Source organism: Pantoea vagans, assembly GCF_004792415.1.
Lineage (GTDB): Bacteria > Pseudomonadota > Gammaproteobacteria > Enterobacterales > Enterobacteriaceae > Pantoea > Pantoea vagans.
In genome coordinates this window covers 3,423,186-3,447,734 of record NZ_CP038853.1, presented here as the reverse complement: position 1 = coordinate 3,447,734, position 24,549 = coordinate 3,423,186, and the positions used below count along the sequence as shown (strand labels likewise).

The following is a 24,549-nucleotide window of genomic DNA, read 5'->3' as shown; positions in this document are numbered from 1 at the left end:
AGGAGGCACGACATGTCGTCGTTTGATTATCTGAAAACGGCTATCCGCCAACAGGGCCATACGCTGCAACAGGTCGCTGATGCCAGCGGCATGACCAAAGGCTATCTGAGTCAGTTGCTCAATGCCAAAATTAAAAGCCCCAGCGCGCAAAAGCTGGAGGCGCTGCACCGCTTTCTGGGCCTGGAGTTTCCGCGCCGCGATAAAACGGTGGGCGTGGTCTTTGGTAAGTTTTATCCGCTGCATACCGGCCATATCTATCTGATTCAGCGCGCCTGTAGCCAGGTGGATGAGCTGCATATCATTATGGGTTATGACGAGCCGCGCGACCGCGAGCTGTTTGAGAACAGTGCGATGTCACAGCAGCCGACGGTCAGCGATCGCCTGCGCTGGCTGCTGCAGACCTTTAAGTATCAGAAAAATATCCGCATTCACGCCTTTGATGAAGAGGGGATCGAACCCTATCCGCACGGCTGGGATGTCTGGAGTCAAGGCGTCAGCGCGTTTCTCAGTGAGCACGGCATTGCGCCAGACTGCATCTACACCAGCGAAGCGCCCGATGCGGAGATGTACCAGCAGCACCTGGGCATCCAGACCGTGCTGGTCGATCCCAGCCGATCCTTTATGAGCATCAGCGGCGCGCAGATTCGTCAGGATCCGTTCCGCTTTTGGGATTACATTCCCACGGAAGTGAAACCGTTCTTTGTGCGCACCGTGGCGATCCTTGGCGGAGAGTCGAGCGGTAAATCGACGCTGGTGAATAAACTCGCCAACATCTTCAATACCACCAGTGCCTGGGAATATGGCCGCGATTATGTCTTTTCCCATCTGGGCGGTGATGAAATGGCGCTGCAATATTCCGATTACGACAAGATCGCGCTGGGCCAGGCGCAGTACATCGATTTCGCCGTTAAATATGCCAATAAAGTGGCGTTTATCGACACCGACTTTGTCACCACACAGGCATTTTGTCTCAAGTATGAAGGGCGTGAACATCCCTTTGTGCAGGCGCTGATCGATGAATATCGTTTTGATCTGGTGATCCTGCTGGAGAACAATGTGCCCTGGGTCGCGGATGGCTTGCGCAGCCTGGGCAGTTCAGTGGATCGACGGGAGTTTCAGTCGATGCTGGTCACGATGCTGCGGGAAAACAACATCGAATTCCTGCACGTGAAGGAAGATGATTATGACACCCGCTTCCTGCGCTGCATTGAACTGGTGAAAGCGATGCTGGGCGAGAAAAACGCCCAGCCGTAACGCATGCATTGGCCCGGTCTGCCGCCTGGCAGCCGGGTCAGCACATTAATAGACCATCACCACTTTGCCGCGCATATGGCCTTCCAGCACGCGCTGGTGGGCGGCAGTTAAGGTCTCAACGCTCAAGCCGTGCAGCGTTTCGCTCAGCGTGGTTTGCAGCTTCCCTTCGTCCAGCAATGCCGATACCGCATCCAGAATCTCGCCCTGACGCGCCATATCCGGCGTGTTAAACATGCTGCGGGTATACATCAGCTCGAAGTGCAGTGCCGCACTCTTCAGCTTCAGCTGGTCCATCGACAGCGGATGTTCGTTTTCCACGATAGTGCAGATATGGCCTTGTGGCGCGATCAGCTTCGCCATGGTTTCCCAGTGACCGTCGGTGTCATTCAGGCAGAAGATATAATCGACCTGCTTGATGCCCTGTTTCTCCAGCTCACCGATCATATCTTTGTAGTTGATCACCAGATCGGCACCGCGATCGCGGCACCACTGGGCGGAATCTTCACGCGAGGCGGTCGCAATGATCTTCACCTTGCTGCGCAGCTTCGCCAGTGGGATCGCCAGCGATCCGACACCGCCTGCGCCGCCGACGATCAGCAGCGTCTGATCTTCTGATGCTGTCTCAAGATTCAGTCGTTCAAACAGGCCTTCCCAGGCGGTCAGGGCCGTCAGCGGGATCGCGGCCGACTGCGCCCAGTCCAGGCTCTCTGGCTTGTGACCGGTGATGCGTGAGTCAACCAGCTGCTCGGTGCTGTTACTGCCAGGACGGGTCAGGTCGCCCGCATAGAAGACTTCATCGCCAGGCTTAAAGTTGCTGACTGAGCTGCCCACTTCCAGCACGACGCCGCTGGCATCCCAGCCGAGAATGCGTGGCTGCTGTAAGCCGTTCTTCTTCGCCCCTTTGTGCACCTTGGTATCAACCGGATTGACCGACGCGGCTTTGACTTCAACGCGCAGGTCATACTCACCTGGCGCTGGGGTTTCAGGGAAAATTTCAGTGAAGTGTTCAGGATTTTCCGGGTTTACTGCGATAGCGCGAATAGACATAACGTTTTCCTGTTGAGTCAGGCCAGGAGCCTGGATTGTGTGGTTACTATTCTGGCCCTGAAGAGTGCTCACACTCGCAGGGGCTGAGCCACGCTGTTCGTGGCAGACTGCTGTAATGATTCGGAACAGGCTTTAAGTGTAGAACCTGGTTTTAGCAGTGATAAGATGGACAATCTTTCATAGAGTGTTCGTCTGAGGTGAACAATGGCGTTTCGTCAGTGGCAGGATATGGCGCTGTTTGCGCTGGTGGCGGAGTGCGGCAGCTTTACCGGCGCGGCGGAACGTGCAGGTTTGCCCAAATCGAGCGTCAGTCAGCGCATCAGCCAGCTGGAGCAGCGGCTGGGGATCCGGTTACTGAACCGCACCACCCGCCAGCTCAACCTGACCTTTGCCGGTGAACGCTATCTGCTGCACTGCCAGGAGATGATGCAGGCCAGTGAACGCGCCGATCAGGCGATTGCCAGCCTGAGGGAAAACCCCAGCGGGCGTCTGCGCATCACCAGCCCGGCAGGGATTGGCGCTACGCTGCTGGCGCGCTGTAATGCAGAGTTTTTACGTCTCTATCCGGATGTGACGCTGGATGTTTCGATCTCCGATGAGATGCGCGATCTGGTGCAGGAGGGTTTTGATGTGGCGCTGCGCACCGGTCAGCCGCAGGAGTCTTCACTGATTGGCCGACGGATTGGCAACTGCCCGCGGCTGCTGGTGGCATCACAGCACTATCTTAACCAGCACCCGCCGCTGCTGCATCCACAGCAGCTGTCGGCTCACCGCTGTATTGCGCACCGCGCCTGGAATGAATGGGTTTTGCAGCGTGACGACGAGTTCTACCGCTGGCTGCTGCCGCCGGGTCATCTCACCGACAATTTACTCTATGCGCGTGAATCGGCGCTGGGCGATGCGGGCATTACGCTGCTGCCGCACTTTCTGACGGACGGGGCGATGGCGGATCCCCGGCTGGTGCCGGTGCTGCCGGAATGGGAGATTGAGGGGAATGAGCTTTGGCTGGTCTATCCGGGTCGGAAGCTGAACTCACCCGCGCTGGCGCGCTTTATTGAGTTTGCGCTGCAGTCACCTGTGTTCAGGGAGTTTTATCGCTGATACGGCGATAAAAAAGGGCGGCATCGCTGCCGCCCGTTTAGTCAATTACTTCGTCATACGTTTGTACTTGATGCGCTTCGGCTCCAGCGCGTCGGCGCCGAGGGTACGCTTCTTGTACTCTTCATATTCGGTAAAGTTACCTTCGAAGAATTCGATGTTGCCTTCATCCTGATAATCCAGAATGTGCGTCGCGATACGGTCCAGGAACCAGCGGTCATGCGAGATCACCATCGCACAGCCCGGGAACTCCAGCAGGGCGTTTTCCAGCGCGCGCAGGGTTTCGATGTCCAGGTCGTTTGTTGGTTCATCGAGCAGCAGCATGTTGCCGCCAACCTGCAGCAGTTTTGCGAGGTGCAGACGACCACGCTCACCACCGGAGAGTTCGCCCACGCGTTTGCCCTGATCGACGCCTTTAAAGTTAAAGCGGCCGACATAGGCGCGGCTTGGCATCTCGGTGTTGCCGATACGCATGATGTCCTGACCGCCGGAAACTTCTTCCCACACGGTTTTGGAATTGTCCATGCTGTCGCGGAACTGATCGACGGAGGCCAGCTTAACGGTCTCACCCAGCACGATGCTGCCGGAATCAGGCTGTTCCTGACCGGACATCATGCGGAACAGGGTTGATTTACCCGCACCGTTCGGACCGATAATCCCGACAATCGCGCCTTTTGGCACGGAGAACGAGAGATCGTCAATCAGCACACGGTCGCCATAGGACTTACGCAGATTGCTGACTTCCAGCACTTTGTCACCCAGACGGGCACCTGGCGGAATGAACAGTTCGTTGGTTTCGTTACGCTTCTGGTAGTCGGTGTTATTCAGCTCTTCAAAGCGTGCCAGACGGGCTTTGCCTTTCGACTGCTGGCCTTTTGGTCCTTTACGAACCCACTCCAGCTCTTTCTCAATCGACTTACGACGAGCGGCTTCAGAAGAGGCTTCCTGCGCCAGACGCGCATCTTTCTGCTCCAGCCAGGAGGAGTAGTTGCCTTCCCACGGAATACCTTCACCGCGGTCAAGTTCCAGAATCCAGCCTGCCACGTTATCCAGGAAGTAACGGTCATGCGTAATCGCCACGACGGTGCCTTCGAAGTCATGCAGGAAGCGCTCCAGCCAGGCGACAGATTCGGCGTCCAGGTGGTTCGTTGGCTCATCCAGCAGCAGCATGTCTGGTTTTTCCAGCAGCAGGCGGCACAGGGCGACGCGACGACGTTCACCACCGGAAAGGGTGGCAATTTTTGCGTCCCAGTCCGGCAGGCGCAGCGCATCGGCAGCACGCTCCAGCTGGGTATTCAGGTTGTGACCATCGTGTGCCTGGATGATCTCTTCCAGACGGCCCTGCTCAGCGGCCAGCTTGTCGAAATCTGCACCCTCTTCGGCATAGAGCGCATAGACTTCGTCGAGACGTTTCAGTGCGCCAACCACTTCTGACAGCGCTTCTTCAACCGACTCACGCACGGTGTGGTCAAGGTTAAGCTGCGGCTCCTGCGGCAGGTAGCCAATCTTGATGCCTGGCTGCGGACGCGCTTCCCCTTCGATATCTTTATCGATGCCAGCCATGATGCGCAGCAGGGTAGATTTACCCGCACCGTTCAGACCGAGTACGCCGATTTTTGCGCCAGGGAAGAAGCTGAGGGAGATGTTTTTCAGAATATGACGCTTCGGCGGAACCACTTTGCCGACGCGATGCATGCTATAGACGAATTGAGCCACGTTGGTTTGAGCCTCTGGGTCTGTTGGTCGTTGGAATGATGTCGAAGTTTAGCCTTTTTCACCGTCTAATCCCAGCCGGGGGGCGGCGAATAATGCCCTGCAGGATGTGATGCCGGGCAGCATGCGGGATAACTGACTGATTTCCGCGCTCAATCGCTGACGATAGTGCCGGGGCAGGCCTCAGGGCAGGCGCAGCGGTATCGCCTGCTGTGCCAGCCAGTTTTGTAATGCCTGATCGGGCGCGCTATCACTCACCAGCAGATCAAAGCGCTGCAGCTCGGCGATGCGGGCGGGCAGCACTTTGCCATATTTACTGCTGTCCGCCACCAGCACCGACTTACGGGCGCGCAGCATGGCGTGATGTTTCATCATCAGCTCATTGGTGTTGTAGCAGGTCGCCCCCTGATCTTTGTCGATGCCCGCGGCAGAGATAAAGGCCAGCGTCGGACAGAGATCGTCCAGGATGGTATGCACGCCAATCGGCGTAAACAGCGCATTGTCGGCATGAAATTCACCGCCGCTGAGGATGACGTTGCAGGCCGGTTTCTCTTTCAGGGTCAGAAAGGTATTCATGGCGCAGCAGATAGCGGTAAACGACAGCGTGTCAGGAATGGCATCAACGATATAGGGCAGGGTGGTGCCGCAGTCAAAGAAGACCGTATCGTTTTCACCGATCAGGCTGGCCGCCGCCTGCGCCAGCCGCTGCTTTCTGGCGGCATTCTGCCCATGCTGATCGCTGACAAAATAGTGGCCGGCATGACTTTTCGGATCGCTGACAATGTAACCGCCCAGCAGGACCACGCTGGAACCCGGCTCGGTTAAATCACGGCGAACCGTCATCTCTGAGACACCCAGCAGCTGGGCCGCATCTTTCAGATGCAGTTTGTCGGTGCGTTTCAGCGCCTGCGTCAGCTTGTGAATGCGTTCGTCGCGCCGGGTTTGCATGGTCATCTCTCTGTTACCTATCCTGCAGTGCGGAGAAGGGACGTCATAATCGACGTCGATACGCTACAAACCTCACAGATTTGAATGAGTTGCGTCTCATCCGCCAGGCTGGCAGTCAATCTTACCTGCAATCTGTAAGGGCCGCAAACCTCCGCCGTACGGTGATAACGGACCTTCCCTGCAGGCGATCACGCCTCTCAGTCGCCACGCTCCATGATGTGATCTTGTTATAATAGTAACATTTTAAATCCCCGCTCATGCCGTATTCCGGCATTATTCGCCGCTTCAGGATGTGGTTTTTGTCACATATTTAACCTTTAAGAAAGGTTATTGTTACTTTAATAACATTTTAAATGTGAAAAACATCCGGGAGAAATGTTCATGACAATTGCGGTCATCGGCTCAAACATGGTCGATCTGATTACCTACACCAACAGCCTGCCGAAAGCGGGTGAAACCCTTGAAGCGCCCGACTTTGCCATTGGCTGCGGCGGTAAAGGCGCTAACCAGGCGGTCGCGGCCGCGAAAATGGGCGGCAACGTGATGATGGTCAGCAAGGTCGGCGACGACCTCTTTGCTCCCAACACCGTAGCCAATTTACAGCAGCAGGGCGTGGACACGCGCTTTGTCACTACCGCAGCAGGCACCTCCAGCGGCGTGGCACCGATTTTTGTCGATGATCAATCGCAGAACCGCATTCTGATTATCAAAGGTGCCAACCAGCAGCTGAAACCGGCCGATATCGACGACGCGGCAGAGGCGCTGAAAGCCTGTGCGCTGATCATCCTGCAGCTGGAGATCCCGCTGGAGACGGTCTATTACGCCATCGATTTTGCCCGGCAGCATCAGATCAGGGTGATCCTCAATCCGGCACCCGCCGTTGCCACGCTGGATATTCACTACGCCTGCAAATGCGACTTCTTCATGCCGAACGAAACCGAGCTGGAGATCCTCACCGGCCTGCCGGTCAGCACCGATGAAGAGGTGATCCTGGCCGGGCAGTCGCTGCTGAAGCGCGGCCTTAAAAATCTAATCATCACGCTGGGCAGCCGGGGTTCGGTCTGGATGAGTGCCGACGAGGTGCATCGCGTGGCCGCAATACCGGTTCAGGCGGTCGATACCAGCGGCGCGGGCGATGCCTTTATCGGCTGCTTCGCGTATCTGCTGGTGAAAACCGGCGATGTGGTCACCGCCATGACTCAGGCTTCGGCTTATGCCGCCTGCAGCGTCACCGGACGCGGCACGCAGTGCGCTTATCCCGACGCCGCGCAATTCCAGCGTTTTCTCAACCGTAACTGAGGCTCTGCTATGCAACAGAAAATTGTTCAGCAATCTGATGGCTATCTGAATAAAACGCCGCTATTCCAGTTCATTCTGCTGTCATGCCTCTTTCCGCTCTGGGGTTGTGCGGCGAGTCTCAACGATATCCTGATCACCCAGTTTAAAAGCGTCTTTGCCCTGAGCGACTTTGCCAGTGCGCTGGTGCAGAGCGCCTTTTATGGCGGCTATTTTCTGATTGCGATCCCCGCCTCGCTGGTGATCCGCAAAACCAGTTACAAGATGGCGATTATGATCGGCCTGGCGCTCTACATTGCTGGCTGTATCGCCTTCTATCCCGCTTCGCACATGGCGACCTACACCATGTTCCTGGCGGCGATCTTTGCCATCGCCATCGGCCTGAGCTTCCTGGAAACTGCGGCCAATACTTACAGCTCGATGATTGGCCATCGCGACCATGCCACGCTGCGCCTCAACGTCAGCCAGACCTTCTATCCGATTGGTGCGCTGATGGGGATCGTGCTGGGTAAATATCTGGTGTTCCAGGAGGGCGACAGCCTGGAAAGTCAGATGGCGACGATGACGGCAGAGCAGGCGCATGCCTTCCGCCTGACGATGCTGGAACATACGCTGGAGCCCTACAAATATCTGGTCATGGTGCTGGTGGTGGTGATGCTGCTGTTTATGTTCACCCGCTATCCGCGCTGTAAACCAGAGAGTAATGAGAAATCCCGGCCGTCGCTGGGCGAAACCTTCCGCTATCTGGCGGCTAATCGTCACTTTAAACGGGGCATTGTGACCCAGTTCCTCTATGTCGGCATGCAGGTGGCGGTCTGGTCATTTACCATTCGTCTGGCGCTGACGCTGGGGGCGGCCAATGAACGTCACGCTTCGAACTTTATGATCTACAGCTTCGTCTGCTTCTTTATCGGCAAGTTCGTGGCGAACTTTCTGATGACCCGTTTCCGTGCCGAGAAAGTGCTGATCGCCTATTCGGTGCTGGGTGTGCTGACGCTGGCCTATGTGATGCTGGTGCCGAACTTTACCGCCGTCTACGCCGCCGTGTTTGTCAGCGTGCTGTTTGGCCCCTGCTGGGCAACGATCTATGCCGGTACGCTGGCGACAGTCGATAATAAATATACCGAAGTGGCAGGCGCGTTTATCGTGATGGCGATTGTCGGCGCGGCTTTTGTTCCGGCGCTGCAGGGCCTGGTGTCTGACACGCTGGGGTCAATGCAGCTGGCGTTTGGCGTCTCGCTGCTCTGTTTTGCCTGGGTCGGATTCTACTTCTATGGCGAACTGCGCCATAAAAAACAGCCGGTCGCGGCCGGTCGTCTGGTGGAGGAGTTACCATGAAAACCCGTTTGCCCTTAGCGCGTGAGCAGTTTCACGCCACGCCCTGGGTGTTGCTGGAGAGTGATGACTTCCGGGTTGAGCTGTTTCGCTACCCGGCGGGCATTGAGGCGGTGCGCATTCATAACCGGCGCGGCAGCGTGACCGTGCTGCCGTTTCTCGGGCAGATGATCTGGGACGTGCAGTTTGACGATCATAACCTGACCATGGGCCACAGCTTTAAACAGCCGCTGCCTGCCAGTTCGATCATCGACACCTATGGCTGTTTTGCCTTTCATTCGGGGCTGCTGGCTAACGGCTGCCCGGCGCCAGAGGACGATCATCCGCTGCATGGTGAGATGGCCTGCGCCCGCATGGACAGCGCCTGGCTGGTACTGGACGATCAGACGCTGTCGCTGGAAGGGGAGTGTGAATATGTCAAAGGTTTCGGCCATCACTACCTTGCGGCCCCTGCCGTCCGCCTTCAGGCCGATCGGCCCCGTCTGAGGATTGAGATGACGGTGACTAATCTGGCGGGTGCACCGATGCCGTTGCAGTATATGTGTCACCTTAACAGCGCGTGGATCGACCAGGGACGCTTCCGGCAGTCGATCCCCGAAGGAGCATTTCAGCTGCGACGCTCGATCCCCGCGCACCTTAAACCCACACCCGCCTGGCGCGAGTACATGGATCGCTTATCGCGCGATCCACAAGCGTTACAGCAGCTCGATCAGCCACAACTCTGCGATCCGGAGATCGTCTTCTTCGCGGACGATCTGCCGCAGTATGGCGATGACGTGCAGTTTGAGCTGCACTCGCCGCAGGGCTTTGCGCTGATGACGCGCTTCTCTACCGCGCAGTTCCCGCACGCGACCCGCTGGCTGCTGCACAACCACGATCAGCAGGTGGCGGCCTACATTCTGCCCGCCACCAGCCGGCCCGAGGGTTTTCTTGCCGCGCAACAGGCCGGCACGCTGATCACTCTGGCGAGCGGCGAACAGCGGCACTTCTCCGTGGAAACCGGTTTGCTGTGAGCCGGATTTAAATCGCCACCAGGCCGCGCACACCCTCAGCTTCCATGGTGTCGCCGCGGCCACGCTGCACGATCTCCCCGCGCGACATCACCAGATAGCTGTCCGCCAGCTCCGCCGCGAAGTCATAAAACTGCTCCACCAGCAGGATCGCCATATCGCCGCGCTGCGCCAGCTGGCGGATCACCGCGCCGATCTCTTTGATCACCGAAGGCTGGATCCCTTCGGTCGGCTCGTCGAGGATCAGCAGCTGTGGCCGACAGGCCAGTGCCCGGCCGATCGCCAGCTGCTGCTGCTGACCGCCAGAGAGATCGCCGCCCCGTCGTGACTTCATCGCCAGCAGCACCGGAAAAAGCTGGTAGATCTCCTCCGGCACTTCACGCGCCGCTGCTGCCGGAAAGCGCGACAGACCCATCAGCAGGTTCTCTTCCACCGTCAGACGCGGAAAGATTTCCCGCCCCTGCGGCACGTAGGCAATGCCCGCCTGCACCCGCTGGTGTGGCTTGCGGCCATTCATCCGCTGCTGCTGCCACTGGATCTCGCCCGACTTCGCGGGGATCAGCCCCATCAGGCACTTCAGCAGCGTAGTTTTCCCAACGCCATTGCGCCCCAGCAGGCAGGTAATTTCGCCAATCTTTACCTCAAACGACAGGCCGCGCAGAATGTGACTGCCGCCATAATATTGATTCAGTTCAGTAACCTGTAACATCTCAGCGCCCCAGATAAACGTCGATAACCTGCTCATTAGCCTGAACTTCGCGCAGCGAACCCTCGGCCAGCACCTGCCCCTGATGCAGCACGGTGACATGATCGGCGATGGTCTCGACAAAGCCCATGTCATGCTCCACCACCATCAGGGAATGCTTGCCCGCCAGGCTGCGGAACAGCTCGGCGGTGTAGTCCGTCTCCGCGTCGGTCATGCCCGCCGCCGGTTCATCCAGCAGCAGCAGATGCGGCTCCTGCACCAGCAGCATGCCGATCTCCAGAAACTGCTTCTGGCCGTGTGACAGCAGACCCGCGCGCCGCTGGCGTTCGCCGCCCAGCCGCAGCAGTTTCAGCACCTCATCAATGCGATCGCGCTGTTCGCCGCTAAGGCGGGCGCGCAGGCTGGCCCACACCGATTTATCGGCTGTGAGCGCGATCTCCAGATTCTCGAACACGGTTAACGCCTCAAACACCGTGGGCTTCTGGAACTTACGGCCAATGCCGGCGCGGGCGATCTCGACGGGTGAAAGACGGGTCAGATCGCTGTCCTGGTCGTAGATCACCCGACCGGCGTCTGGCCGGGTTTTGCCGGTGATCACATCCATCAGCGTGGTTTTACCCGCGCCATTGGGGCCGATCACGCAGCGCAGCTCACCGACGCCGATCTGCAGCGAGAGATCGTTCAGCGCCCGGAAGCCGTCAAACGACACGCTGATCTTCTCCAGTTGCAGCACCGGATCGCGCTGCACCCGGTGGCGATCCGCCAGCTGGGGTTGGGTAAACAGGGCATCACTCATTTTTTCCTCCGGCGCAGCAGGCCAATCACGCCGTGCGGCAGAAACAGTGTCACCAGGATAAACATCAGTCCCAGGAAGAAGAGCCAGTATTCAGGGAAGGCGACGGTGAAGAAGCTGCGCGCGCCGTTTACAATCGCCGCGCCCAGCAGCGGGCCAATCAGCGTGCCGCGTCCGCCCAGCGCCACCCAGATCGCCGCTTCTATCGAGTTAGCCGGTGACATCTCCCCCGGATTGATAATGCCGACCTGCGGCACATAGAGCGCCCCGGCCAGACCGCACAGCACGGCGGAGAGCGTCCAGACAAACAGCTTGAAGCCGCGTGGATCGTAACCACAGAACATCAGGCGGTTTTCGGCGTCCCGCACTGCCGTCAGCACCCGGCCAAACTTGCTGCGCGCCAGGGCGAAGCCGATGACCAGACTCAGCAGCAGCAGCAGTACGGTGGCGATAAACAGCCCGACACGCGTGCCGGTCGCGGTCACCGAAAAGCCGAGCAGGGTGGTAAAGCCGGTAAAGCCGTTGTTGCCGCCAAAACCGGTTTCGTTGCGGAAGAACAGCAGCATCCCGGCGTAGGTCAGCGCCTGGGTCATGATGGAGAAGTAGACGCCTTTGATCTTCGAGCGAAAAGCGAAGAAGCCAAACACCAGCGCCAGCAGGCCCGGCACCAGCATGCTCAGACAGAGCGCCCAGGCGAAATATTCAGTGCCGGTCCAGAACCAGGGCAGCTCACGCCAGGAGAGAAAGGACATAAAGGCGGGCAAGCCCTCACCGGCGGCCTGACGCATCAGGTACATGCCCATGGCATATCCGCCCAGAGCAAAGAACAGGCCGTGACCCAGCGACAGCAATCCGGCGTAGCCCCACACCAGATCCAGCGCCACCGCGACCACCGCGTAGCAGAGGATTTTGCCGACCAGCGTCAGGGTATAGGTAGAGATCGCCAGCGGATGCGTGGCGGGCAGCAGCGCCAGAAACGGCATCACCAGTAACGCCAGGGTGATCGCCAGACCGATGCTGATCGTCAGGCGCGGCGCAGTGCGCACCGCGCGGAGCGTGATGGGTTGCGTCATCAGTCAGTCACCCTTCCTTTAACCGCAAACAGGCCCTGCGGACGTTTCTGAATAAACAGCACGATAATCACCAGAATCAGGATCTTACCCAGCACCGCGCCAATCTGCGGCTCCAGCACTTTGTTCAGAATCCCCAGGCTGAACGCGGCAACCACGGTGCCCGCCAGCTGGCCGACGCCACCCAGCACCACCACCAGGAACGAGTCGATGATGTAGCCCTGACCCAGCTCCGGTCCGACGTTACTGAGCTGCGACAGCGCCACGCCGCCCAGCCCGGCAATGCCGGAGCCGAGGCCAAACGCCAGCATATCGACACGACCGGTCGGCACGCCGCAGCACTCCGCCATGGCGCGGTTCTGCGTCACGGCGCGCACGTTCATGCCAAGACGGGTCCGGTTAAGCAGCAGCCAGGTGAGCGCCAGCACAAACACCACAAACAGGATTACCGCGATGCGGTTCCACGGCAGCACCAGATTAGGCAGCAGCTGTAAGCCTCCGGAGAGCCACGACGGGTTCGCCACCTCCAGGTTCTGCGCCCCGAACAGCACCCGCACCAGCTGGATCAGCATCAGGCTGATGCCCCAGGTCGCGAGCAGCGTCTCCAGCGGACGGCCATAGAGATGGCGGATCACCGTGCGCTCCAGCGCCATACCGATGGCGGCGGTGACCATAAAGGCAACCGGCAGCGCCAGCAGCGGATACCAGGCTAAATAGTCCGGTGCAAACTGCTGAAACAGGCTCTGTACCCACCAGGTGGCGTACGCGCCGAGCATCAGCATTTCACCGTGCGCCATGTTGATCACGCCGAGCAGGCCATAGGTGATCGCCAGGCCCAGCGCGGCCAGCAGCAGGATGGAGCCCAGTGACAGGCCGCTGAAGGCCTGCCCCAGCAGATCGCCCCACATCAGCCGTTTCTGAATCTGCTGCAGGCTCTCCGTCGCGGCTGCCCGCACCGTGGCGTCCGGTTCATTCGCGGGCTGGGTCAGGCGTTGCAGGCTGGCCTGGGTATTGGGATCGCTGGACTCGCCCAGCAGTTTCACCGCCCGCAGGCGCACCATCGGCTCGCCATCCGCCAGTTGCAGGTTCGCCAGTGCCAGCGCTAATGCGGCGTGAACGCGGCTATCTTTTTCGGCGGCCAGACGCTGTTCCAGCAGCGGCAGCTGGTCTGCAGAACCGTCATTCTGCAGCTGCTGCGCCGCGCGCAAACGCAGTGTGGCATCGCTGCTCACCAGCTGATGGGCAGCCAGCGCGTTGTTCACCAGCACGCGCAGGCGATTGTTCATAAACAGCTTTTTAAGGTTGCCGGTGGGCTGCGATACAGCGTCCAGCGGCTGCAGCGTCGAACCCTGCTGGCTGAATGGCTGTTTGTTCTGGTCGATGACCACGGTTTCGGCCTTCAGCGCTTCCAGCAGCGGCAGACGATGGCTGTCCGGCGCGGCGGCCCACTGTTGCAGCAGCGTGGCCTGCTGACTGCGGCTGGCAGCGGCAAAGTCAGCCGCCGGTCCGGCACTGGCAAACAGCGGGACCAGCAGCAGCAGGCTGAAAAAGCAGCGACATAAATTCATAAAAGGAGCCTCGTTTGGGAAGGTCAGCACGGCAGCCTGAAAAGTGGCTGCCGTGCTGCCGCGTCACAGCGGGTGACGCTTTCTCATCAGCAACGCGCGCTTACTGCGCGGTCTTCACCGGGTGATCGGGCTTCTTGTTGTTACCGGCAATGTACGGGCTCCACGGCTGCGCGCGCACCGGCTTATCGGTCTGCCACACCACGCTGAACTGGCCGTTCTCTTCCACTTCGCCAATCATGACCGGCTTATGCAGATGATGGTTGGTCTGATCCATGGTCAGGGTAAAGCCATCCGGCGCGTTGAAGGTCTGACCGGCCATTGCCGCGCGCACCTTGTCTACGTCCGTCGTGCCCGCTTTTTCCACCGCCTGCGCCCACATATGAATGCCGACATAGGTCGCTTCCATCGGGTCGTTGGTCACGACGGTAGCCGCGTTCGGCAGGTTGTGTGCTTTGGCGTAGGCACGATAATCGGCGACGAATTTCGCGTTGGTCGGATTATCGATCGACTCGAAATAGTTCCAGGCGGCTAACTGACCCACCAGCGGTTTGGTGTCGATGCCGCGCAGCTCCTCTTCGCCCACTGAGAAGGCGACCACCGGAATGTCAGTGGCTTTGATGCCCTGGTTAGCCAGCTCTTTGTAGAACGGTACGTTGGAGTCGCCGTTGATGGTCGAGACCACCGCGGTTTTACCGCCTGCCGCGAATTTTTTGATGTTGGAGACAATGGTCTGGTAGTCGCTGTAACCAAAAGGCGTATAAACCTCTTCGATATCTTTGTCCGCCACGCCTTTGCTGTGCAGGAAGGCGCGCAGGATCTTATTGGTGGTGCGCGGATAGACATAGTCGGTGCCCAGCAGGAAGAAGCGTTTCGCGCTGCCGCCATCTTCGCTTATCAGGTACTCCACCGCCGGAATCGCCTGCTGGTTAGGTGCCGCGCCGGTGTAGAAGACGTTGGGTGACATCTCTTCCCCTTCATACTGCACCGGATAGAAAAGCAGGCCGTTCAGCTCTTCAAACACCGGCAGCACCGATTTGCGTGACACCGAGGTCCAGCAGCCAAATACCACCGCCGCTTTATCCTGGGTCAGCAGCTGCCGCGCTTTCTCGGCGAACAGCGGCCAGTTTGAGGCGGGATCGACCACCACCGGCTCCAGCTTTTTCCCCAGCACGCCGCCTTTGGCGTTGATCTCATCAATGGTCATCAGCGCCACATCTTTCAGCGGCGTTTCTGAAATCGCCATGGTGCCGGAGAGCGAATGCATGATCCCCACTTTAATGGTGTCAGCCGCCTGCGCACTCCAGGCGAAACCCAGACTGACAACGGTGGCGGAAAGCGCGAAAGCCTTGATCAACGAACGTCTTTTCATCATTTAAACCCCTGAGTGGTTGTTATGTTATTCGGTGAGCTGGAGCCGGGCCTGCTGCAGGCGGTGCAGGGTGATCTTCCTGACCTCCGCTTTACTGACGGCGATGTGATCGGTCAGGATGCGTTGTGCCTCGCCTGTCTGCTGCTGAAAAATCGCCTGTAAAATCTGTGCATGCTCCTGATAAGTGGCCCAGACGCGGTCATCGCGGGTGAAGTCGAGCCGACGGATAATGCGGATCTTCTCCGTGAGTTCGGCGTGAATGCGCGCCATCTCCGGATTGCCCGCTGCCGCGACCAGCGTCATGTGAAATGCCTCGTCATGCTGCGACACTACCAGGCCCTCGGTGAGTGCCTCTGCCTCACACCAGAACTGGTTCAGTTCGCTTAACAGCGCGGCACACTGCGGCGCGGGCAGGGCGCAGAGGCGTTTTACCGCCTCGCACTCCAGCACGGTGCGCAGGTCATACAGCGATTCGAACAAGGCAAAATCGAAGTTTTTGATCTGCCAGCCGCTGCGGAACCAGACTTCGACAAAGCCTTCGCGCTCCAGCCGGAACAGTGCCTGGCGCACCGGCGTGCGGCTGACCGCCATCCGTCCGGCGATTTCGCTTTCGCTGAAACGATCGCCCGGCATCAGCCGAAAGGCGAAAATATCGGCCTTCAGCGCCTGATAGACCCGTTCTGCCAGCGCTTCCGGGCGCGCTTTAGGGGATTGAGGTTGGGTTGTCATCGGCGCTCCTTATTCCAGCCACAGCAGGTTATCGCCAGGGCTGACCGGGCGGCCTGCCTGGCAGGCAATCCGCGTGACCCGACCGGCCTGCGGCGCGACAATCGCCAGCTCCATCTTCATCGCCTCGACGATGATCAGCGTCTGTCCGGCGCTGACCTCATCGCCCGGCTGTACCAGCACTTTCCAGATGTTGCCATTGAGATCCGCCTGCACCGCCAGCCCGGCTTCCTCCTCCGCGCTGACGATGGCTTGCGCCTCATCCGCCTCTGGTGCGTTCTGTTCTTCCTGCGCCCAGAGCTGCACTTCCTTTTCAAAGGCGGTGGCCTGGCGCTGGCGGAACGCGGCAATCTCAGTGGCGTGATCGGCGAGGAACTGCTGGTGGGCAGCAAAATCAAACTGCGTCTCTTCAATACGCAGGCTGGCGCGGCCTTCCCGAAAATCTTCGCGCAGCTGGTTCAGCTCGGTTTCACTCACCGGATAGAAGCGCACCTGATCGAAGAAGCGCAGCAGCCACGGCGCATCGGGCGCGAACTGTGCGTTTTTCAGGAAGTTGTTCCAGATAGGCAGCGTACGGCCCACCAGCTGATAACCGCCGGGGGAATCCATGCCGTAGATGCACATGTACATGCCGCCGATGCCGACGGTGCCTTCGGCGGTAAAGGTGCGTGCCGGACTGTATTTAGAACTCAGCAGGCGATGGCGTGGATCGATCGGCACGGCACAGGGTGCGCCGAGGTAGACGTCGCCCAGGCCGAGCACCAGATAGCTGGCGTCGAACAGGGTATCGCGCACCTGCTCGCGGCTGCTTAAGCCGTTAATGCGCTGGATGAAGTCCACATTGTTCGGCAGCCAGGGCGCGCTGGCACGCACCGTCTCCTGATAGCGGCTGACCGCACCCAGCGTGGCGCTGTCTTCAAATGCCATCGGCATCCACACCACGCGCGACGGGACTTTCAGCGTGCTGACATCGCCCAGTGTCGCTTCCAGCGCCAGCAGCAGCGACATCAGTGCGGACTGGTGAATAATGCGGCTGTCGTAGCGCACCTGCAGCGATCGCACGCCTGGCGACAGCTCCTCCACGCCTGGCTCCGCCTGCGCCGTCAGGGCATTCATCAGCAGGTGGACGCGCAGGCGCAGTGCCAGATCCAGCACGTTGTCGCCATACTCAATCAGCACATATTTGTCTCCCGCCTGGCGATAGACCACTTTCGGCGTGCTGCCGGTGGCCTCAATGGCGGCCAGAATGGTGGCGGAGCCGTGGGCGGTTTCGGCCAGCGACGGCACGGCAAAGGTCGGTGGATGTTCCGGCCGCAGGGTTTCAATCAGATGCATCTGCGCTTTTTCCCGCGCCAGCGCATCGTCTGCGGTAATCGGGTGGAAGCGGATGGTGTCGCCAGGTTTGACCTGGCCTACTTTCCACAGCTCGGCTTTAGCGATGGTCACCGGACAGACAAAGCCGCCCAGGCTCGGGCCGTCGTGCGTCAGGATCACCGGGAAGTCACCAGTGAAATTGACCGCGCCAATGGCATATTCACAGTCGTGAACGTTGGAAGGATGCAGGCCCGCTTCGCCGCCGTTGGCGCGGGTCCAGGTCGGTTTCGGGCCAACCAGCCGCACGCCGAGGCGATTGGAGTTGTAGTGCACCTGCCAGTCGCTGGCAAAGAACTCATCGATGGCGGCCTGGGTGAAGAAGTCCGGTGCGCCGTGCGGGCCATAGAGCACGCCGATGCGCCATTCGCTGCCGTAATGCGGGATCAGCGCGGCATCCAGCGGCTGCGGGTCGCTGACCGGGGCAGGCGTGGTGCAGGCTGCCCGTTCAGGCTGTGAGATCGGCAGCATATCGGCCACCCGCAGGGTGCGTCCGGCGTGACCGCCAAACTGGCCCAGTGAGAAGGTGCTGCGACTGCCCAGATACTCCGGCACGTCGAAGCCGTTGCGCACCGCCAGATAGCTGCGGCAGCCCTGCCGGGCGCGTCCCAGTTTCAGTGTCTGTCCGGCTTTCACCGCCAGCGGCTGCCAGGTGCTGACCGGTTCACCATCAAGCGTGGCGTCGCAGTCCGCGCCGGTCAGCGCCAGAATGGCATCACAGTGGAAGCGCAGTGTCGGCCCCTGCAAAGTAAACTCCAGGCCCGCAGCCGTATCATGGTTACCGACGATGCGGTTAGCCAGCCGGAACGCGAAGTCATCCATCGGGCCGGAAGGCGGCACACCAATATCCCAGTAGCCGAGGCGGCCAGGATAGTCCTGAACCGAACTGAAGGTGCCGGGCTGCAGTACTTCCACTACGGAGGCAGCCGGGACGACGCTGTCGAGGTAGCGCGTCCAGACGTTGCCGCTGCGAAAGGCGTCGCTGCTGGTAATCTGGCGCAGATAGTCGAGGTTAGTGGCGATGCCATGCAGCTGCGTGGCATCCAGCGCCTGGTGCAGTTTTTCCAGCGCCGCATCGCGGGTGTCGGCATGGACAATCAGCTTGGCGATCATCGGATCGTAGAAGCTGGAGACCTCACTGCCGGTTTCGATGCCGCTGTCGACACGCACGCCGTCAGGGAAGGTGACGCCGGTGAGCAGGCCAGGGCTGGGCTGAAAGTTCTTCAGCGGATCTTCCGCGTAGAGCCGCACCTCAATGGCCGCGCCCTTGGGTGGCTGCTGCAGACGTGACCAGTCCACCGCATCGCCCGCCGCTACCTGCAACATGCATTCGACCAGATCGAGTCCGGTGACGCATTCGGTGACCGGATGCTCCACCTGCAGACGGGTGTTCACTTCCAGAAAGTAAAAGGCCTGCTGGCTGACGTCGTAGATATACTCCACGGTGCCTGCGCTGCGGTAGTTGACCAGCTCACCCAGCCGTACCGCTGAGGAGAGCAGGGCGTCACGCGTCGCCTGCGACAGCCCGGGTGCAGGCGTCTCTTCCACCACCTTCTGATTGCGGCGCTGCAGGGAGCAGTCGCGTTCCCCCAGCGCCACCACGGTGCCTTTGCCGTCACCAAAAATCTGCACTTCAACGTGGCGGGCGCGATCGATACAGCGCTCCAGAAACACGCCCGCATCACTGAAGAACAGCTCGCCCAGACGGCGCACGCTCTCCCAGGCACTGGCGAGCGCCCCGGCATCGGCGCAGCGCGTCAGGCCAATGCCGCCGCCGCCCGCCGTGCTTTTCAGCATCACCGGATAGCCAATCTTTTCGGCAGCCTGTAACGCCTCCTCCAGCGAGCCGAGCAGCGGTGTGCCTGGCGTCATCGGGACACCCGCGCTGGCAGCCAGCTCACGGGCGCGGTGTTTCAGGCCGAACTCACCAATCTGCTGCGCGGTGGGGCCGACAAAGGCGATGCCCGCCGCGTCGCAGGCGTCAGCAAACGGCTGGCTTTCAGAAAGAAAACCGTAGCCTGGCCAGATCGCCTGCGCGCCGCTCTGCTGCGCCGCCGCCAGAATTTTGTCGATGCGCAGATAGCTGTCGCTGGCTTTGTCGCCGCCCAGCGCGATAGCGATATCGGCCTGCTTAACGTGCTGCGCATTGCGATCGGCGTCAGAGTAAACTGCGACGCTTTTCACGCCGAGGCGCTTCAGCGTGCGGATGGCGCGGCAGGCAATTTCGCCGCGGTTGGCAATCAGTACGGTGGTGAACATGATCAGTGACTCCCCTGTGATGCCAGCCAGTTGCGCCAGCCGCCCGTTTCAGTAATCTCCAGCGCGCTCTTCAGCGCCGAGCCTTCGCAGATAAAGCCTTTCACCACCCGGCCATCAGCCAGCGTCAGGCTGCCGATACCCAGCGGTGCGGGGATCTCCGCCACAAACTCGCCAAAACGCGCGACCGGGATATCCCACAGTTCAACGGTGATCGCAGCGCCCTGTTCGTCACGCATCAGGCCGGGCTTTTTGATCGCGCCCTCCAGCAGGGCGAAGAGGCGATAGTGGGGCGCGGTCTGCGTCTCTTCGACCCAGACGGCCTTGCGTTCAGTGAGCTGGAAATTAAGCGGCATGCCGGTCAGATGCGCGCCCACGACCGCCAGCCGGACGTGGGCGGGTGAGGCGGGCAGCGCAGTGCGCCGGGCCGGGAAGGGCTGGCCGGTGGCGCCCAGCGGCAGAGCGAGCTGCTGCTGCCAGCGAAGACCAAACTCCGCCAGCGCCCGATCGTGCCAGGCAGGCGCAATCAGCGTGATACCCGCCGGGAGATCGTCGTTGCGGAACGGGCCGGGCAGCGCCAGTGCAGAGAGGTCGGCAAGATTGGTGAAGTTGGTATAGGTGCCGAAATGCGAGTTGTAGAGAATCGGCTCCTGCTTCATCTCCTCCAGGGTATGGATGGTGGGCGAGGTGGGCACCACCAGCGCGTCGAACTGTGCCAGCGTCTGCTGGATCTGACGCGTCAGCTCCGCCCGCAGATATTCCGCCTTATAAGCATCGACCGCGCTGTATTTCAGGCCGCTGGCGACGATCTCATGCACCACCGGGTCCATCTCTGCCGGACGATCGAGCATCCCGCCCACCGCCGCCGTGCGTTCGGCGACCCAGGCACCGTAATAGAGCTGTTCAGCCAGCTTGCTGAACGGGGTGAAGTCGATGGGGTGCAGCGTTGCGCCGCCCGTCTGCAATGCCTCCAGCGCCTGATCCCAGGCTGCTTCGGCCGCCGCATCATCAAAAAATTCCGGGTTCAAAGGTATAGCAAAATGGGGATGAACGGGCAGGCTGGCCGGGGCGGTGCGCGGATTCACGCGCGAATAGGCGTCACTGGCATCATAGCCACCCATGACGCTGGCGACGCTAAACGCATCTTCTGCCGTCAGCGCAAACACCGAAATAGTGTCGTTGAGGCGACAGGCGGGCACAACGCCACGCGCAGAGAACCAGCCCTTGGTCGGCTTGAGTCCGACTATATTGTTAAAGCCCGCCGGCACGCGGCCCGAACCGGCGGTATCGGTGCCCAGCGAAAAGGCAACCAGCCCGCGCGCCAGCACGGATGCCGAGCCGGAGCTGGAGCCACCACTGACATAATCAGCATCAAAGGTGTTGCTGACCGCGCCATAAGGCGAACGGGTGCCCACCAGACCGGTCGCGAACTGATCGAGGTTGGTTTTGCCGATGACGACGGCACCAGCGGCTTTCAGCCGGGCGACGGCGACCGCGTCTTCGCTGGCGGTATAGGTAAAGGCAGGGCAGGCGGCGCTGGTCGGCCAGCCTGCCACATCAATGTTGTCTTTGACCGCAAAGGGCACACCAAACAGCGGCAGCGAGCCGGGATCGCGCTGATAATCCGCCAGCAGTGGCGCAATTTGTGCCGCTAACTGATCCGGTGTCGCGAGATAGATCCAGGCATTATCACGGGTGTCGATTGCTGCCAGGTGTGCAGTCAGCAGTGAGGTTATCTGTTGCGGAGCCTGCTGATAGCGCTGCTGCCAGGCGGGAAGTGTCAGGCCGATGGTTGAAGTCATATGAAGAATTCCAGCTGGTATACAAGATGGGATTCAACAGAGCAAAGGGTGTGCCACTTTTTTAACGCAATGATTCAACAGTTTAATGCGTTCAGTGATAAGATTTTCTGATGATAATTTGCACAATGACGGCGCGCACGCTGATCGATGACGGTGCGTTTAGTGTCCGTGTGCGTAAATTTTGTGAAGAACATGGCAAGAGTCCGGTGGCCCGGTTAGCATGAAAGACTGTCTGGCAACTCGCCGGCGCCCAGCAACAGAGGAGATTTACGTGGTGAAGTGGCGTAACTGGATGATAGGGATCTGCCTGGTCGGTTCGGCCAGCAGCGCATGGGCCGATTCGCTGGATCAACAACGGCAACGTTATCAACAAATTAAACAGGCCTGGGACAGCAACCAGATGGCGACCGTCGATCAGCTGTTGCCGACGCTCCAGGATTATCCGCTCTATCCTTATCTGCAATATCGCCTGCTGGCACAGGATCTCGATCAGGAAACCGCGCTGGCCGTACAGAACTTTATTCGCCAGTATCCGACGCTGCCACCCGCGCGCTCGCTCAGTACCCGCTTTATTAATGTGCTGGCTTACCGTCAGGACTGGCAGGGCGTGCTGAACTTCAGTCCGACCGAACCGAAGCCAGTGCAGGCACGCTGTAACTGGTATTACGCCAAATGGGCCACCGGTCAGCAGCAGGCCGCGTTTGATGGCGCGAAGCAGATCTGGCTGCGCGGCACGGCGCTGCCCGCGGACTGCGATAAGCTCTTCTCAGTATGGCAGGCGTCCGGTCAGGTTTCGCCGATTACCATCCTGGAACGTATCCGGCTGGCGATGAAAGCGGGCAACGACAGCCTGGTGAGTTATCTGGCGAAAACGTTACCTGCTGACTATCAGACCATGTCTGACGCGATACAGTCCCTGCAGCATGATCCGTTAACGGTCAGCACCTTTGCCAGCGCCGTCGGGCCAACCGACTTTACCCGTCAGGCCACGATTTACGCCTTTACGCGCGTGGCGCGGCAGGACATGGAAAATGCCCGCAGCCTGATTCCGATTCTGGTCCGGGCACAGAAGATGGGGCCGGAAGATGAGCAGGCGCTGAAGGAGATTGTGGTCTGGCGCATGATGGGCAGCGATCTCACCTCTGAGCAGGCGCGCTGGCGCGATGCGGTGGTGATGAACAGTGAGTCGACCGCGCTGGTGGAACGCCGGGTGCGCCTGGCGCTTTCTCAGCATGATCGACGCGGCCTGAATACCTGGATCGCCCGTCTGCCGCTGGAAGCCAAAGAGAAAGATGAGTGGCAGTACTGGCAGGCTGACCTGCTGTTTGAGAAAGATCGTAAAGAGGAAGCAGAAGAGATCCTGCGCAAGCTGATGCAGGCACGTGGCTTCTATCCGATGGTGGCTGCCCAGCGGCTCGGTGTTGACTACCCGTTGCAGGTCGATGAAGCGCCGAAGCCTGACAGTGCCACGGTGCAGGGACCGGAGCTGGCCCGCGTACGCGAACTGATGTACTGGGGGCTGGATAATCTGGCACGCAGCGAGTGGAGCAATCTGATTGCCAGCCGCACCCACTCGCAGCAGCAGATGCTGGCGCGTTACGCTAATGAGCAGGACTGGTGGGATCTCAGCGTGCAGGCGACCATCACCGCCAAAATGTGGGACAGCCTGAAAGAGCGCTTCCCGCTGGCGTGGCAGAGCGTCTATGAGCGTAACACTGAGGTCAAACAGATCCCACCGAGCTATGCGATGGCGATTTCGCGTCAGGAAAGTGCCTGGAACCCGAAAGCGCGTTCGCCGGTCGGGGCCAGTGGTCTGATGCAGATTATGCCTGCCACCGCGGCGCATACCGTGAAGATGTACAACATTCCTGGCTACAGCAATACCAGCCAGCTGCTGGATCCGGAAACCAATATCCAGATCGGCACGCAGTATCTGGAATATGTCTATCAGCAGTTTAACCAGAACCGGATCTTCGCCTCTGCGGCCTATAATGCCGGTCCGGGCCGGGTGCGAAGCTGGCAGAAAACCAGTGCAGGCAATCTCGACGCCGTCGCGTTTATTGAGACCATTCCGTTCTCTGAAACGCGCGGCTACGTGAAGAATGTGCTGGCGTATGACGCCTACTATCGTCACTTCATGGGCAAGCCTGACTGGATCCTGTCAGATGCTGAGTGGAATCGCCGTTACTAGCTGTGCTAAGCTTCCGTACTCTTTAGCGAGTACGGAAGCCTCTTCATGACCCATTCTGATTCCCCCTCTACCGATGCGCATCCGCCAGAAGATAGCTGGCAACGCTTTGTCGTGCTGATGCAGCAGGCCTTTGCCGATGGTCATGCATTGCCACTGATGCAACTGATGATGACGCCTGATGAGCGGGAAGCATTCGGCACCCGACTGCGGATTATCGAAGAGTTGATGAACGGCGAAATGAGCCAGCGTGAGCTGAAAAATGAGCTCGGCGTCGGCATCGCGACCATTACCCGCGGCTCTAACAGCCTGAAAGAGGCGCCGCCAGAGCTGAAACGCTGGCTGGAAGCGCATCTGGGACGCGTCTGATTACTGCTGATAGAGCGGATGGACGAATGGGCAGAGTGCCAGAATCAGTGCCTGATGATAGACACTGGAGCGGCTGAGCAGGCCGTTCGTGAACGCCCCGATAGCACCACCCTGGTGTTTGATATTGTCGATGCCGGTTAACCGCGCCATCTCTTCGCCCAGTTCGCGGCCTTCGCGCAGGCCCGCCAGCACGACTGGCGGCAGGGTAAAACTGGCTGAGCGCGATTCGCCGCGCTGCTTCTGGTTTTCCACGACCATCCAGGCAAATGCGGTGTCATCTTCGATGCCTGCCTCAATCGCCACCCAGAACGCCGCTTCAGGCCGGACCTGGCGGGCATTCATGACGCGCTGACGTGCGCCTGTTCGCGTTTCCAGATGGGTTAACGGTTGTGCTGCTACGCCGCTATCGACCTCGACCCCTTCAATATGGCAGGATCCCTCGCCGAAAACGTCGCTGAAAGCCTGAGCAATCGCGTGAATCTTCGCTGGGTTGGTTGTGGCTGCGACAACATGGTACATAATTGGTTGAACCCTCAGGTGATTAAGAGCCTGGCCCATCAGGCAATTTTACGGGCTGGTCTGAACCTGAGCAGTGCCACGATCCTCGCGTACTCCGTGTACGCCGGGTTA

Annotated in this window: 19 protein-coding genes; 7 read left to right on the top strand and 12 right to left on the bottom strand. The window is 59.7% G+C overall.

Annotation, left to right across the window (positions count from 1 at the left end; genetic code table 11):
* The first annotated feature begins 12 nt into the window (after positions 1–12).
* Positions 13–1,254: a multifunctional transcriptional regulator/nicotinamide-nucleotide adenylyltransferase/ribosylnicotinamide kinase NadR gene (nadR, locus tag EGO56_RS16265; RefSeq protein WP_135910186.1), complete on the top strand. Its 1,242-nt coding sequence runs from the start codon at positions 13–15 to the stop codon at positions 1,252–1,254.
* 45 nt (positions 1,255–1,299) lie between these two features.
* On the opposite strand, the gene EGO56_RS16260 is transcribed toward nadR, so the two are convergent.
* Positions 1,300–2,301 (bottom strand): zinc-binding alcohol dehydrogenase family protein, encoded by a 1,002-nt coding sequence (locus tag EGO56_RS16260; protein ID WP_013356689.1) that lies wholly within the window; start codon positions 2,299–2,301, stop codon positions 1,300–1,302.
* Between the two features lie 204 nt (positions 2,302–2,505).
* Between EGO56_RS16260 and EGO56_RS16255 the strand changes: the two genes are divergently transcribed.
* On the top strand, positions 2,506–3,402 hold the full coding sequence (locus EGO56_RS16255) for a LysR family transcriptional regulator (RefSeq protein WP_135910184.1): 897 nt from the start codon (positions 2,506–2,508) through the stop codon (positions 3,400–3,402).
* 45 nt (positions 3,403–3,447) lie between these two features.
* On the opposite strand, the gene ettA is transcribed toward EGO56_RS16255, so the two are convergent.
* Entirely contained in the window at positions 3,448–5,115 is a 1,668-nt protein-coding gene (gene ettA, locus EGO56_RS16250; protein ID WP_135910183.1) for an energy-dependent translational throttle protein EttA, read from the bottom strand.
* A gap of 180 nt (positions 5,116–5,295) precedes the next feature.
* Complete coding sequence (deoR, locus tag EGO56_RS16245) at positions 5,296–6,060, bottom strand: DNA-binding transcriptional repressor DeoR (RefSeq protein ID WP_135910594.1); 765 nt, start codon at positions 6,058–6,060, stop codon at positions 5,296–5,298.
* A 381-nt stretch (positions 6,061–6,441) separates the two neighbouring features.
* Here deoR and rbsK point away from each other — a divergent pair, with 381 nt between their 5' ends.
* From rbsK to EGO56_RS16230, 3 genes are read left to right on the top strand one after another with little or no spacing between them, the layout of a single operon-like run.
* Positions 6,442–7,359: a ribokinase gene (gene rbsK / locus EGO56_RS16240; protein ID WP_135910181.1), complete on the top strand. Its 918-nt coding sequence runs from the start codon at positions 6,442–6,444 to the stop codon at positions 7,357–7,359.
* Positions 7,360–7,368: 9 nt separating this feature from the next.
* Positions 7,369–8,694 (top strand): L-fucose:H+ symporter permease, encoded by a 1,326-nt coding sequence (gene fucP / locus EGO56_RS16235; protein WP_135910179.1) that lies wholly within the window; start codon positions 7,369–7,371, stop codon positions 8,692–8,694.
* The gene (locus EGO56_RS16230; protein ID WP_135910177.1) at positions 8,691–9,704 is read left to right on the top strand and encodes an aldose 1-epimerase family protein; all 1,014 of its coding nucleotides are present in this window, start codon (positions 8,691–8,693) and stop codon (positions 9,702–9,704) included. The genes fucP and EGO56_RS16230 overlap by 4 nt, the downstream gene beginning before the upstream one ends.
* A 7-nt stretch (positions 9,705–9,711) precedes the next feature.
* Here the strand turns inward: EGO56_RS16230 and urtE are convergent, their stop codons facing one another.
* From urtE to atzF, 8 genes are all read right to left on the bottom strand, one after another.
* Positions 9,712–10,410, bottom strand: a complete 699-nt coding sequence (gene urtE, locus EGO56_RS16225) for an urea ABC transporter ATP-binding subunit UrtE (protein WP_033731451.1) — start codon at positions 10,408–10,410, stop codon at positions 9,712–9,714.
* Between the two features lies 1 nt (position 10,411).
* Complete coding sequence (urtD, locus tag EGO56_RS16220) at positions 10,412–11,203, bottom strand: urea ABC transporter ATP-binding protein UrtD (RefSeq protein ID WP_135910175.1); 792 nt, start codon at positions 11,201–11,203, stop codon at positions 10,412–10,414.
* Positions 11,200–12,273: an urea ABC transporter permease subunit UrtC gene (urtC, locus tag EGO56_RS16215; RefSeq protein WP_135910173.1), complete on the bottom strand. Its 1,074-nt coding sequence runs from the start codon at positions 12,271–12,273 to the stop codon at positions 11,200–11,202. The genes urtD and urtC overlap by 4 nt, the downstream gene beginning before the upstream one ends.
* Positions 12,273–13,838 (bottom strand): urea ABC transporter permease subunit UrtB, encoded by a 1,566-nt coding sequence (urtB, locus tag EGO56_RS16210; RefSeq protein WP_135910171.1) that lies wholly within the window; start codon positions 13,836–13,838, stop codon positions 12,273–12,275. The genes urtC and urtB overlap by 1 nt, the downstream gene beginning before the upstream one ends.
* 100 nt (positions 13,839–13,938) lie before the next feature.
* A complete protein-coding gene (gene urtA / locus EGO56_RS16205; RefSeq protein ID WP_135910593.1) occupies positions 13,939–15,207 on the bottom strand; it encodes an urea ABC transporter substrate-binding protein in 1,269 nt (422 codons plus the stop codon).
* A gap of 27 nt (positions 15,208–15,234) precedes the next feature.
* Complete coding sequence (locus tag EGO56_RS16200; RefSeq protein ID WP_135910169.1) at positions 15,235–15,936, bottom strand: GntR family transcriptional regulator; 702 nt, start codon at positions 15,934–15,936, stop codon at positions 15,235–15,237.
* A 9-nt stretch (positions 15,937–15,945) separates the two neighbouring features.
* The gene (gene uca / locus EGO56_RS16195) at positions 15,946–19,563 is read right to left on the bottom strand and encodes an urea carboxylase (RefSeq protein WP_135910167.1); all 3,618 of its coding nucleotides are present in this window, start codon (positions 19,561–19,563) and stop codon (positions 15,946–15,948) included.
* Between the two features lie 2 nt (positions 19,564–19,565).
* Positions 19,566–21,362 carry an allophanate hydrolase gene (gene atzF, locus EGO56_RS16190; protein ID WP_135910165.1) on the bottom strand — a complete coding sequence of 599 codons (1,797 nt, stop codon included), beginning with the start codon at positions 21,360–21,362 and terminating at the stop codon, positions 19,566–19,568.
* A 271-nt stretch (positions 21,363–21,633) separates the two neighbouring features.
* Between atzF and sltY the strand changes: the two genes are divergently transcribed.
* Positions 21,634–23,553, top strand: coding sequence for a murein transglycosylase (gene sltY, locus EGO56_RS16185; protein ID WP_135910163.1), 1,920 nt, complete (start codon positions 21,634–21,636; stop codon positions 23,551–23,553).
* 45 nt (positions 23,554–23,598) lie between these two features.
* A complete protein-coding gene (gene trpR / locus EGO56_RS16180) occupies positions 23,599–23,919 on the top strand; it encodes a trp operon repressor (protein ID WP_135910161.1) in 321 nt (106 codons plus the stop codon).
* Here the strand turns inward: trpR and yjjX are convergent, their stop codons facing one another.
* Positions 23,920–24,438 carry an inosine/xanthosine triphosphatase gene (gene yjjX / locus EGO56_RS16175; protein WP_013356706.1) on the bottom strand — a complete coding sequence of 173 codons (519 nt, stop codon included), beginning with the start codon at positions 24,436–24,438 and terminating at the stop codon, positions 23,920–23,922.
* Positions 24,439–24,549 lie beyond the last annotated feature (111 nt).